The 12,484-nt window shown below is 65.5% G+C and carries 12 protein-coding genes; 1 reads left to right on the top strand and 11 read right to left on the bottom strand.

The genetic code is table 11. The annotated features are described in order from the left end of the window. Positions 1-11: 11 nt before the first annotated feature. From ACFU4Z_RS19035 to gmd, 8 genes are read right to left on the bottom strand one after another with little or no spacing between them, the layout of a single operon-like run. Positions 12-1,361 carry a cytochrome P450 gene (locus ACFU4Z_RS19035; RefSeq protein WP_379064651.1) on the bottom strand — a complete coding sequence of 450 codons (1,350 nt, stop codon included), beginning with the start codon at positions 1,359-1,361 and terminating at the stop codon, positions 12-14. An 11-nt stretch (positions 1,362-1,372) separates the two neighbouring features. Continuing rightward, entirely contained in the window at positions 1,373-2,662 is a 1,290-nt protein-coding gene (locus ACFU4Z_RS19030) for a flavin-containing monooxygenase (protein ID WP_379064649.1), read from the bottom strand. Next, entirely contained in the window at positions 2,659-4,224 is a 1,566-nt protein-coding gene (locus ACFU4Z_RS19025) for a glycosyltransferase family 87 protein (RefSeq protein WP_379064647.1), read from the bottom strand. The genes ACFU4Z_RS19030 and ACFU4Z_RS19025 overlap by 4 nt, the downstream gene beginning before the upstream one ends. 57 nt (positions 4,225-4,281) lie before the next feature. After that, the gene (locus ACFU4Z_RS19020) at positions 4,282-5,460 is read right to left on the bottom strand and encodes a nucleotide disphospho-sugar-binding domain-containing protein (RefSeq protein WP_379064645.1); all 1,179 of its coding nucleotides are present in this window, start codon (positions 5,458-5,460) and stop codon (positions 4,282-4,284) included. 4 nt (positions 5,461-5,464) lie between these two features. After that, positions 5,465-6,649, bottom strand: a complete 1,185-nt coding sequence (locus ACFU4Z_RS19015; RefSeq protein ID WP_379064643.1) for a class I SAM-dependent methyltransferase — start codon at positions 6,647-6,649, stop codon at positions 5,465-5,467. Position 6,650: 1 nt separating this feature from the next. Continuing rightward, positions 6,651-7,598 carry a GDP-mannose 4,6-dehydratase gene (locus ACFU4Z_RS19010; RefSeq protein ID WP_379064641.1) on the bottom strand — a complete coding sequence of 316 codons (948 nt, stop codon included), beginning with the start codon at positions 7,596-7,598 and terminating at the stop codon, positions 6,651-6,653. Between the two features lies 1 nt (position 7,599). Next, on the bottom strand, positions 7,600-8,868 hold the full coding sequence (locus ACFU4Z_RS19005) for a class I SAM-dependent methyltransferase (protein ID WP_379064639.1): 1,269 nt from the start codon (positions 8,866-8,868) through the stop codon (positions 7,600-7,602). A 54-nt stretch (positions 8,869-8,922) separates the two neighbouring features. Beyond that, complete coding sequence (gene gmd, locus ACFU4Z_RS19000; protein ID WP_379064637.1) at positions 8,923-9,945, bottom strand: GDP-mannose 4,6-dehydratase; 1,023 nt, start codon at positions 9,943-9,945, stop codon at positions 8,923-8,925. Between the two features lie 85 nt (positions 9,946-10,030). Here gmd and ACFU4Z_RS18995 point away from each other — a divergent pair, with 85 nt between their 5' ends. Beyond that, positions 10,031-10,789, top strand: a complete 759-nt coding sequence (locus ACFU4Z_RS18995; protein ID WP_379064635.1) for a polyprenol monophosphomannose synthase — start codon at positions 10,031-10,033, stop codon at positions 10,787-10,789. Here ACFU4Z_RS18995 and ACFU4Z_RS18990 read toward each other — a convergent pair. From ACFU4Z_RS18990 to ACFU4Z_RS18980, 3 genes are read right to left on the bottom strand one after another with little or no spacing between them, the layout of a single operon-like run. Then, positions 10,767-11,492 carry a hypothetical protein gene (locus ACFU4Z_RS18990; RefSeq protein WP_379064633.1) on the bottom strand — a complete coding sequence of 242 codons (726 nt, stop codon included), beginning with the start codon at positions 11,490-11,492 and terminating at the stop codon, positions 10,767-10,769. The genes ACFU4Z_RS18995 and ACFU4Z_RS18990 overlap by 23 nt on opposite strands. Then, on the bottom strand, positions 11,492-11,905 hold the full coding sequence (locus ACFU4Z_RS18985) for a cupin domain-containing protein (protein ID WP_379064631.1): 414 nt from the start codon (positions 11,903-11,905) through the stop codon (positions 11,492-11,494). The genes ACFU4Z_RS18990 and ACFU4Z_RS18985 overlap by 1 nt, the downstream gene beginning before the upstream one ends. 15 nt (positions 11,906-11,920) lie before the next feature. Then, entirely contained in the window at positions 11,921-12,343 is a 423-nt protein-coding gene (locus tag ACFU4Z_RS18980; protein WP_379064629.1) for a thioesterase II family protein, read from the bottom strand. Between the last annotated feature and the right edge of the window lie 141 nt (positions 12,344-12,484).

Below are 12,484 nucleotides of genomic sequence, written 5' to 3'. Positions count from 1 at the left end.
CGCCACCGCCGTCAGGTCAGTGCCGGCTGGGTGGCCCTGCGCACGGGTCGGATCCGAATGCCGAACTCCGGGCGCAGGTTCACCGACGCCAGTGGCACTACCGGGTGCGCGCTGTCCAGCTCGAGCCGGAAGCGCTGCACGGTCATCGCCAGGATCAGCACCATCTCTGTCATCGACATATCCTTGCCGAGGCAGATGCGCGGGCCGCCGGAGAACGGAAAGAACGCGAACTTGTGCCGTTCGGCCACTTCCTTGTCGGCGAAGCGCTCGGGCCGGAACTCCGCAGGGTCGTCCCACAGCCGCTTGTCGCGGTGAATGTAATACATGCACAACGTGACCCGGGCGCCCGCCGGGACGTGGTACCCGCCGATCTCGTCGTCGGCGATCGGCGTGCGCTCGACGATCCACGCGGGCGGGTACAGCCGCATCGTCTCCTCGATGACCATCCGGCAGTAGCCGAGCTGTCCGAGGTCGGCGAAAGCCGGGGTCCGGTCGCCGAGCGCGTCGCGGACCTCGCCCGCCAGGCGTTCCTGGATCTTCGGGTGGGTGGCCAGCAGATAGCACGCCCACGACAGCGCGTTGGCCGGTGATTCGTGACCCGCCACGAGCAGCGTCTTGATCTCGTTGAGCAGGTCTTCCTCGCGCATGCCCAGCCCGCCCTCGTCGCGGGCGCGGACCAGCGCGGTGAGTACGTCCGAGGTGTCGCCGCCGCCCCTGCGTTCCTCGATGAGCTGCCGTACGACGTCGTCGAGTTCGCCCACCTTGTGGGCGACCCGGCGCGCCGCCGGCGTCGGGAACGACTGCGGCAACTTCACCGGGGCGTTGACCCGTTTCATGATGAACGCGAAGGCGGCGCGCATCGCATCGGTGACTTGTGTTGTGTCCGTGGACAAGTCGATGCTGAACAGAATCTGTCCTGTCACCGCGAGCAGCAGCTCGACGTAGTCGTCGTAGATGTCGCGATACTCGCCCGCCGCGGCATCCCAGCGATCCAGCATGGCCGCCGTGCTGCCGGTGATGTCGTCGGCGAATCCCTTGACGTGCGTGTGGGAGAACGCCGGGCTGATCAGCTTGCGCTGCTTGCGCCAGTAGTCCATGTTGTTGGTGGTCAGCTGGCCATCGCCGAGCAGGATACTGAACTCGTCGTAGATCGGGCTCTTGCGATAGTTGGTGTAGTTGTCCTTGAGCACGTATTCGGTCATCACCGGGTCCGCGACCAGGTAGACCAGCATCGGCCCGGCCTTCACCCGGACCACGTCGCCGTAGCCGTCGAGCAGACTGCCGACAGTGGCTAATGGATTCTTCGCCAGTTTCGGCAGCATACGGCCGGTTTCGACCAGTCCTGGACCGGGGGCTTTCATGGTGGGACCTTTCACTTCAACAGCTTCGCGTGCTTGCGCAGCTGGTTCACGTAATCCTGTTTCTCCACCACGAGCGGGTACTGCTCAGCGTGGTAGAGACGCAGCCCGGCATACAGATCGGGCTGTGCACCGTGGGTCGCGCGGACGAAGCGCTCGATCCCTTGCGACCCGGCCGCCTTCGCCTGCACATAGTCGGCGACGAGTTCGGCCTGGTGCGCGTAGACATCCCAGTGGGAGCCGATCGGCCGCACCATCCCGACGACGAACAAGCCGAGTGCGCCGGGCGGAAAGATGTTGAGGTACAGCCCCGGCCGCAGCGACTCCTCGGCCCAGTTGAGGTGCACGCGGTCGACCACCGGATAGTTCGGCACGAAACCCGTTGCCAGGATGACCATGTCGACCTTCTCCTCGCTGCCGTCGGCGAAGGTTGCTCGGTCGTCCTCGATCGCGGCGACATCGGGTTTCGGCGTGATGTCACCGTGGGTGTAGTAGTGGTGCAGTTGATCGCCGAGCATCGGAATGACGATGCCGTTGTCGAAGTCGGGCACTGGCAGCCCGAAAGATCGGGATCGGCGGCGCAGGTAGGAGAACAACGTGTGGAACGCTCGCTTGCGCATGGGCCGCCACATGCGTCCCTGCAGCATGCTGTCGGTGGGCTGCCCGAACAGATACTTCGGCATGCAGTAGAACCCACGCCGACTGCTGTGCAGAGTCAGTGCCGCGTTCACCGCGCAGTCGGACAGGATGTCGGCCGCCGACTGCCCGGCGCCCACCACCAGGACGCGCTTGCCGATGATCTGCTCGGGATGCCGATACTCGCTCGAATGCAACACCGGCACCGTGCTATTGCCCGGGATGTCGATGCGACGCGGGGTCCGGTCGTGTCCGGTGGCGATGACCACGCCCGCGTACGACTTCCGGGTGCCGTCACCGAGGATCACCTCCCATCCGGCCGCCGGTCCTTCCGCGGCGGGCTCGATCCGCAGCACCTCGGTGTTCAGCCGGATATGTGGCGCGAGTTCGTTGGCGTCGACGTAGTTCTGCAGGTAGCGCAGGATCAACTCGTGACCGGGGTAGTCCGGATAGTCTTCCGGCATCGGGAAGCCCGGAAACGCCTGCACCCCTTTCGAAGCGATCACATGAGTATTGCGGCTGACCGGCGAATCCGATCTGCGCGCGTCCCAGATCCCACCGATCCCGTCGGTCGCCTCCAGCACCTCGAACGCGATCCCGCGCGCGGCGAACGCCCGAGCGGTCACCAATCCGGCCGCACCGGCGCCGATCACACAGTAGGTATTCATGCCGCACCGACCGGTTCGGGTTCCGATGCCGCGACGCCGCGGGCTTGCCCTGCCTCCGTACCACCGCTCGCCCGCCAGGCCACCGCGAAGCAGGTGAGGTAGATGATCGTCTGCCCGACCAGGGTGAAGTACACGTTCTCGTTGTAAACCGCGACCAGGAGCCAGGCCACGGTCAGCAGCGCGATGTTGCGCTTGCTCCCCTGCATCAGGCCCGCGTATACCGCGAACATCCACACCGCGCCGACCGCGATGTACACCCACGGCCCGAACGGCGCCCGGAACGAGGCCAGCGTGAGCACCGCAAGCCAGATGGCGAGATTCTCCGCCCGGAACCGCGCACCTTCCGCTCCGGCGCGCAGCCGCCGGTGGATTCGCACCGCGGTGACGGCGACCAGGATTACCAGCAGCAGCGTGTAGATATTGGTGATGAGCCGGGCCGGGCCGGTGGGATCGCCGATATCCCAGCCCATGATGTTCGCCTTGTACGGCAGCCCGTAGGGCGAATAGTTCACCAGCTGATTGGCCCGTTCGACGAGGACGAACTGATGGAACTCGCCGCTGGCCAGCTTCTGCCAGGTGCCGTCGGACAAGAACAGCCGCCACGGCTCACGTCCGAAGATGAGCAGCGTTGCGAGCGAATAGATTCCGCAGAACGCCGCGGTCCACGCCGCGGGTCGCCAGCGTCGTTGTACGAGCAGATACACCAGCAGGATCGCAGGCGACACCTTGGCGATGATCGCGAACGCCAGCGCCGCGCCGCCGAATATGTTGCGACGCAGATGGAACAGCACCATGGCGCCCGCGCCGCCGACATACAGGATCAGCACATGGATATTGCCGATCTGCAAGGTCGCCAGGGTCGGCAGGCTCAGCCACACGACCGGCGTCAACGCGGCGAGCACGCCACCCTGCTTACCGCCCACCCAGCGGGCGATCCCCAGCATGCCGATCAGTACGATGGCGACGTACAACGAGTAATACAGCGCCCGCAGCGTGCCGAAATCGTGGCTGAACACCAACAGCAGCCGCGGCAGCAGCAAGAACGGCGGCGGGTACAGATAAGCGTCCCGGTCCTGCGGCAGCACGCTCGGCAGCACCGAATCCGCCTGCGGGGACTCGTACCGATGCCGGTTGTACAGGTTGGCCGGGTCGTCCTCGGCGACAAGCGCGCCGCTGACATAGCCGGTCAGATGGGACTTCTTCACCAGGAAGTCGTCCTCGGCCGACAGTGAACTGTCCACGTTGTTCGCGTCGAGAATGAACTGCGTCAGCCGGGCGAGCACCAACACCACGGCGAGAATGACCACACTCCACAGCACCCGCACGACGATCGGCTTGCTGCGCACCACGTCCCGCCATTCGACGGGCACCGACGGTACGAACAGGACGAACAACACTGCCGCGCAGAGGATTCCGAGCAGCGCGGTGGCCGCACCCGGTAGTCCGGTGAGCGACAGCGTGATCATCACGATGGGGACGAGAATGCCGACGACGAATACCGCGTACATCGCAGTGTAGTAGTCGAGTGCGCCACGGAACCTCGTCCAGGTCCTGGATATCATGTATAACCTGCGCTTTCCAACTTCAGCGTGGTCCTGCCCGAGGACGTCGCGGTGGTCTTATCTGATCCGCGCGCCGATGCGATCGGCGAGCTCTGGGACGATCTGCGCCACTACCTCGTTGGGCGTCGGCGCGTCACGGATATCGGCCCCGACCCGTTCGGCGGCGGCGCGGAACCCTGGTTCACGCAGCAGCGTCCCGATGGACTCGGCCAGGCCGTGCGTATCGGCTTGCGCGGCCGGGTCTTCGGCCGCCTGACCCGCGCCCGCGCGCACAATGCCGCGGGCATAGTCGAACTGGTCGAACATCTGCGGCAACACCAGTTGCGGCAGGCCGTACCAACCGGCCGTGAGGCCGGTCGTCGAACCGCCATGGTGCACCAGGAGATCGCATCCGGGCAGGAATAGTTGCAACGGCACCTCTTCGACGACACGGAGGCGATCGGGCAACTCACCGACGAGCGCCCGATCGGTGGCGGAGAGCGCGACCACGATCTCGACGTCCGCGACCTCGGACAGCGACTCGACGATCGCACGCAGCGGACGTGGCCCGGTCAGGCTCAGTGTGCTGCCGCCCAGGCAGACCGCGATCCGCTTGCGCCCCTGTTCGTTTCGGTGCCAGTCGGGTAGCACGCCGGTCCCGTTGAACGGGATGAATCGGATCGGCGTGCCGGGCGCCGCGTCGGGCGCCTGCACACTCGCCGGGCAGATGTCGAGCACGGCGACGGGGTCGGCCAGCGCATTACCCGACTCCGCGACCAATGCCGCCGTGCGTTCCATGAACGGCCCGCCGGTCGGATCGATGCCCCAACGGTGCACCAGCACAGGCAGATCCAGGACGGCTCCGAGTGCCCGGCCGACGGTCGCCAGCGGGTCGGTGAGGACGACGTCGGCGCCCCAGTCCCTGGCCACGTCGGCGAACACGTCGACGTACCGCGCCGCGTGGTTGTACCAGTTCTGCGCGGCGATATGCCAGAGACCCTGACCCGAGGCCTGATCCCGGTCGGCGAACAGCGGCAGCGGGAACATGCTCGAGTTCACCTGGCTACGCAGCTCGTCCATCGGCACATTCAGCGCCGGCAACTCGACGGCGTTCAACCCGGAACGCCGCGCGGTGGCCGTGACGTCGCTGCGCGAGGCGACCAGCACATCGTGACCGGCCAGCCGCAACGCCCAGCAGAACGGCACCATCGCCAGCAGGTGCCCGGACGACGGCACCGGGACGACGAGGAATCTCATACCGTCACTCCTTCGGCTTCATCCACTCCATCGGATTGGTATGCCGCGGCACCCATGATGGAGCGGATTGCTCACGGTTGCGGCGCTTTTCGATGACAACGATGTTGTGGTAGAAGTGCACCGCGCCGATCCACTCATCGTGCGGGCGGGTCTGCCGCCCCGCGTCCTTCTCGAATTCCTGGTGATGCAGCGCGTCGACAAGTGTCTTGAGATAGCCCACCGTGGTCGCCGGACTGTCGAGTTCGGTGCTGCTGCCGCCCCAACCGGTCCAATACGAGGTCTGAGTGTCTTCCACCACGTACAACCCACCCGGGCGTACGTGGTCGAACAGTGCCTCGAACGAGGCGATCACATCGCCGCTGATATGGCTGCCGTCATCGATGATGATGTCGAACGGACCGAGCGAGCCACCGAGTTCGGCAAGGAACGCCGGATCCCCCTGATCGCCCTGCAGCGGCTGCAACCGTGGTTCGGCGATGCCGGACTTGTCGAAGTAGTCCAGTCCGTACACCATGCCGCGGCGGAAGTACTGCTTCCACATCCGCAACGAGGCGCCACCGACGTTCGGTGCCTGATAGCCGCCGATGCCGAGTTCCAGCACCCGCACGCGACTGTTGCGCAGCGGTGCGAAATGCCGCTGGTAGTGCTCGGTGTACCAGTGGCCACCCCACTTGTCCGAGCCGAACCGCAGCGACAGCGCGCCGAGCTCGTAATGATGCGCGGCGCAGGCGGTCACGATGCCGTCAGCGGCGCGCGCCGCGGCATCGCGGGCCATCCGCCACGGGTCCTCCGGCGCGAAACTGCCCGGCCCTGGCTCGTCCTTCAGCGCGATCGAGCGGGTGCCGATCTCGACGTCGGGCGGCCCGTATACCGCGCGCAGCAACTCCACCAGGTCCTGCCGCACCACCAGCCACGGATCCTCCAGGGTGCCGGGGGCGACGGCGGGGTCCTCGGCGCCGAAGGTGACCAGGTAATCCAGTTGCTTACCCTCGTGGGCCAACTCGAACACCGCCGTCACCGGCGGGCTGGGCGGCACGCCGTCGCGGGCCCGCCACGCGATTTCCTTCAGCACCGCATCGATCACCGTTTCGGTGCCGACCTCGCCGAGTCGTGCCGCTGTCTCCTCGTAAACACCGTCCGCGATGGAGATCAGGTGCGCGGCAAGGAGATTCTCGTCGTTCAGATTCACATCATCCATCCGTTCCGCCGGTGACCACCGGCCTCGCTTCGTCGGCCAGGCGCACCCCTTCGGCCGCGAGCATGACGCGCACCATGCCCCGGAAATCCACGGAGGGCCGCCATCCCGTCCGCTCGCGCAACCTGCGCGCGTCGCCCACCAGTGGCTGCTGGTGGCGGGTCAGCACGGAGGGGCGTTCGCGAACATGTTCTCGCCAGTCCAGTCCGGCTTGGCCGAACGCGACCGCGCAGAATTCCGCGACCGTGTGATGTTCACCGGTCGCGACTACGAAGTCGTCCGGTTCGTCGAGCGCGAGGATCCTCATCATCGCCTCGACGTAGTCCGGCGCGTATCCCCAGTCCGCGCCCGCGTCGAGCCGACCGAGTACCAGCTCGTCCGCTGCGCCCCGCTGGATCCGGGCGACCGCACGCACGATCTTGCGACTGACGAATTTCTCTGCCCGCAAGGGTGATTCGTGGTTGAACATGATCCCGGTCGACACGAACACACCGCGGGCCCGATAGGCCCGGCAGGCCAATAGACCCGCGGCCTTGCTCACCCCATAGATCGAGTGTGGCCGCAACCCGCTGTCCTCGCCCCGGACAGCGCCGTCGCCGGGACCGAACACATGTGAGGAGGCCGCGTAGAACAGCCGCGTGCCGGTCCGATAACGGTCGATCGCTTCCGCGAAGTGCTGCACCGACAGCGTGTTCACCCGGTGCGAGTCGCGGGCAAGCTCGCGCTGATCCACCGGCGGATCCTCCGAGGAATGCTGGACTGCCGCAAGCAGATACACCTGCCGCGGTCGCTCGGCCGCGATCAGCCTCGCGACCGATTCCGCGTCGGTGATGTCTACCGGCCCAGCGCGGCTGAGCGGGAACACCTGGTGGCCACGCGCGCCGAGCAGGTTTGTCAGCAGCGTACCGTCCTGCCCCGACGCGCCCGTGACGACGACGGCCATCTCACACCACCTCCAGCTCGGGCAGCGGAAATACGAGATGCCCACCGGAGGAACGGAACTCGCGTTCCCGCTCGACCATCATCGAGCGGAAGTGCCAGGGCAGCACGAAGTACTGGTCCGGCGCGCGCTCGCGCGCCTGCGCTTCGGACACGATCGGGATGCCGGTGCCTGGAGTGCACTTGCCGAACTTGTCGTCGTTGACCTCGGCGATGCACGGCAGATCCGATGGCCCGATCCCGCAGTGTTGCAACAGCACATTGCCCTTGGTGGATGCGCCGTAGCCGAGCGTGCGCAGGCCGGCCCGCTTGGACCGGTCGAAGAACTCCCTGACCTGCTCCCGATGCTGATCGACGCGCTTCGCGAAGTCGGCGTAGATCTGCGGTGTATGCAGGCCGAGATCGGCTTCCTCGGCGCGCATCCGCGCCAACTCGGCCGCGTCAGCGGGGGTCGGAGCGCCCTGCTTGCCGAGCGTCAGCGCGAAACTGCCACCGTTGATGGTGTTGCGTTCCACCTCCAGCACCACGAAGCCGCACCGGCGCGCCATCCACTCGATCTGGTCGAGGGTGTAGTACTCGAGGTGCTCGTGACAGATGGTGTCGTAGGACGTGGTGGCCAGCATGGCGGGCAGATAGCTCTGCTCCAGCACCCAGATGCCGTCGTCGGTCAGGCCGGCGTGTACGTCGCGCATGAACTCGAGTGGGCTCGGCACGTCGTAGAACATGGCGATCGACGTGATCACCTTGGCTCGCCTGCCGTTCAGCAGCGAGGCGACCAGCTCGCGGGAGAAGTAACCGGTCGCCAGCCGCGCATGCGAGGGGTAGAACTCCCGGAACTTCTCCCCCAGCGGATCGATGCCCACCACGGTGGCGGAGCCTGCCGGGTAGCACTTCAGCAACGTCGCGTCATTGCTGCCGATGTCGATCACCACATCGTCGGGTCCGAGGTCGACCCGCGCGCGGATCCGCGCCACCCGGCGACCGAGATGATCGATCATCGAGCGATTCAGTCCCGATCGGTATCCATAACCGGCGGAATACATTTCGTCGAAGTTCGCGGTGTGCCGCAACTGCGCCAGCCCGCACTCCTCGGCTCCGGTGCGCACGCAGCGCACCAGCTCCAGCGGATAGCGCGGCACCTCGAGCGGGTCGGTGGCAGGGAACACCCCGGTCAACGCCATCGTGCCGAGATCGACGACCGTTTCCAGCCGGGTGTTCTCGCATACCCGGCAGTGTTCAATCTGGCGTGATCGGGGCCCTACGTGGTTACGCAAGCTGCCTCCTCCGGGCCTGACCTCTCATGCGGCGATGCACCGTCAACGCTTCCGTCACGCGTTCTCCATATCGTGGGCAACCATCAACTGCACCAACTCCGTGAAACTCGTCTTCGGCTCCCACCCGAGCTTCTCCTTGGCCTTGCGCGGATCGCCGGTCAAATGGTGTACCTCGGCGGGCCGGAAGTAGGTGGGATCCACCTCGACGAGCACCCTCGAGGTGCGCCGGTCGATGCCAATCTCCTCGAGTCCTGTTGACTCCCAGACCAATTCGACACCAGTTGCCGAGAACGCTACCTCGCACAGCTCCCGAACGCTGTGCGTTTCCCCGGTCGCGATGACATAGTCGTCCGGCTCCGGCTGCTGAAGCATCAACCACATCGCCTCGACGTACTCCTTGGCGTAACCCCAGTCCCGTCGCGCGTCCAGGTTGCCGATGAAGAGCCGATCCTGTTTCCCCTGCGCGATCCGCACCGCACCGCGAGTGACCTTCCTGGTAACGAAAACCTCTCCACGCCTGGGTGATTCGTGATTGAACAAGGTCCCGTTGACCGTGTACATCCCGTAGGCCTCGCGATGGTTCACGGTGATCCAGTACGCGTACAACTTCGCCACCGCGTACGGCGAGCGTGGGTGGAACGGCGTGTCCTCGCTGAGCGCGACATCCTGCAGGCCGCCGTACAACTCCGATGACGACGCCTGGTAAAACCTGGTCGCGATGCCGGTCTTGCGGATCGCGTCCAGGATGCGCAGAGTGCCGATCGCATTGGTCTCCGCGGTGAATTCCGGTATCTGGAACGAGATGTGCACGTGCGACTGCGCGCCGAGGTTGTAGATCTCGCTCGGGCGCACCACTTCCAGTATCCGGTTGAGGCTGCTCGAGTCCATGAGATCGCCGTAATGGAGAAACAACCGGCGTTGCGAGTGCCGTTCGGAATAAAGGTGGTCGATACGATCGGTATTGAAATTCGACGCACGCCTGACTATTCCATGGACCTCATATCCTTGTTGTAACAGGAATTCGGTCAGATATGACCCGTCCTGGCCGGTTATGCCGGTTATCAAAGCCTTCCTCATCAAACCTCCAACCAGAGACTAACGGTTGTAGAAATCACGGGCAATACCTATATTTCAGTCGCCGGACATACTAAAATTGGATCGCATGAGCACGGCCTCCGAAAGAACTCTGATAATGATTCCGACGTACAACGAGCGTCGCAACGTCGGGCCGTTGCTCGATCAAATACTCGACCAGGGCACCGATTTCGATGTGCTCTTCGTCGACGACAACTCTCCGGACGGCACCGGCGAGCTGCTGGACGACCTGGCGAGGGAGCATGCTCCGCGGATTAACGTGCTGCACAGGCCGGGTCGCAAAGGCGTCGGCTCCGCGCACCAGGACGGTATCCGATGGGCCTATTCCGAGGGATACGACAACATCATCACGATGGATTCGGATTTCGCACATCCGCCGGCGTATCTGCCGGCTCTGCGAGCCGCCGCGGCCGGTTTCGATATCGTGGTCGGATCGCGGTACCTCAAAGAGGACAGCCTGGCCGACTGGACTCCCTTCCGTAAGATCCTCACCAGGGTCGGGCATTTCCTCACAACGACACTGCTGCGGATGCCCTACGACGCCACCGGCGCTTTCCGATTCTACCGGCTCGGCGCCGTTCCGGTCGGCGCTTTCGACCGGGTGCGGTCCACCGGATACTCGTTCTTCTTCGAAAGCCTCTACATCATGAACGCCAACGGTTTCCGCATCCAGCAGATACCGATTCACGTGCTCAATCGCACGGCGGGCGCGTCGAAGATGCGCACCCGCGACGTGGCGACAAGTGTTCGATTTCTGCTGGTGCTGTGTGCGGAGAAGTACCTCCGGCCGAGCAGGCACCGCATCAGTTCGCCTGCCCGCCATTGATCCGCCTCCTCGAAAGCCAGTCGATCACCGTCGCCGCGTCCGGCCAATCGGACTCGGTGACGGTGGCCGGGAATTGGTCGTCGACGTAGTCCTTGGCGAATTCCGACCGCGACCCCACCGCATCCCGCACCTCGGCCAGCGTCACCGTGGTGCGCGCGCCCACCTCACGCAGACCGGTGCCGTCGGCGTGGCGGGCGATCCATCCGGCGCACCACTCCACGGAGGCGAAGCTTTGCCGGGATCGCCCGCTGGCGAACACCGGACGGTCGGCCGCCATGTCCGCCAGCACGCCTTTGCGGTAGTCACCGCCATACATCGGTCCGAGCCGGACGATGAAAGTTTCGGTGCCGGTGCACAACTGCTCCGCCGCGGCGCGATTGCGGCCGTACACGGTGTCGAGTTGGGTCCGAGCCGAGATGCTGCTGATCTGGACGAACCTGTCCCATCTCCACGCATCCCGCAGCCACTCGGTCCTGGTCACGGTCTCGTCCTGATCGGCGGCCGGGTTGTGTTCGGCCCAAAAGCGTTTCGACGGGCACGCCGCATTGATCAGCACGGAGTAGCCGCCCGCGGTACGCAGCCGCTCGTGGTTCGCGCGGACCACGGGCACCACCTCGTAGTCGGGGTGCTTGCCGAAGGCCTCGACCAGCGCCGCGCCCACATAGCCCGCGGCGCCGACGACGGCCACCCGCAGCCGGGACATCACCCGTTGCCTTCCAGGGTGTGTGGCAGTGGCGCCACCTGGACGATCGGCGGATCGCACTCGTCCCACGGCTTGGTCAGCATCGCGATGAATGTCAGCGGCGTGATCGAGTACACCGTGTGCATCACCCCGATCGGCGTGCGCGTGCAGATCCCCTTGGACAGGTGGATGAATTCCTCCGGGCAGTTCGGATCCTGGTGGTCGTCCTTGGTGACCAGCACGCCATTGCCCTCGACGAACAGTAGATACTCGACGAAGTGCGGGTGATAGTGCAGGCCGCGCACCTTGCCCGGATGCATGTAGATCAGATTGAACTCCAGCAAAGGTTCCGGCGGCACCCAGGTGAATATGCCGCCGCGTCCGTCGCGGACCGTGTCGAGATTGCAGGACGGAGTGAGGACTTCGACCTTCATGGAGTGATCCCTTCATCAGGCGGATACCGCGTTCGGATAGCCGGCGAGCAGCGTGTCGGCGATGGAGTCGACCAGCGCGTCACGCTGGTCCAGCAGGAAGAAGTGGCCGCCCGGCAACAGTTCGGTGGAGCGAACCCCCGGCAGCACATCGCGCCAAGCCTCGAGTTGCGTGGCCGCCACCTGGCGATCGTCCCGTCCGCCGTAGAGGTGGACCGGGCAGGTCGGCGGCGGGTACGGGATAAACCGATAGTCGTCGAAGATCTCGAAGTCGCTGCGCAATGCGGGCAGGAACAATGCCATCACTTCCGGGGTATCCAGGACCTCGGGTGGGATGCCGCCGTAATGCCCTACTGCGGATAGGAATTGATCATCCGGCAGGCTCGACAGACGCCCCGGCCGCGGCAGGTGCGGCGCCACCGACGCGGCGAGGAACAGCACCTCCGGAGTGACCTGGGCAGGGAGTCGGGGGGGGGGGGGGGGGGGGGGGGGGCCGGCGGGGCGGGGGGGGGGGGCGGGGGCGCGGGGAAGTGGACGTCGTGCCCTCCCACCCCCCCCCCGGGGCCCCGCACAAAGACTATA

This window comes from Nocardia sp. NPDC057440, from assembly GCF_042802915.1.
GTDB lineage: Bacteria > Actinomycetota > Actinomycetes > Mycobacteriales > Mycobacteriaceae > Nocardia.
The sequence above is the reverse complement of the archived record's forward strand: the minus strand, read 5'-3'. Positions and strand labels throughout refer to the sequence as shown.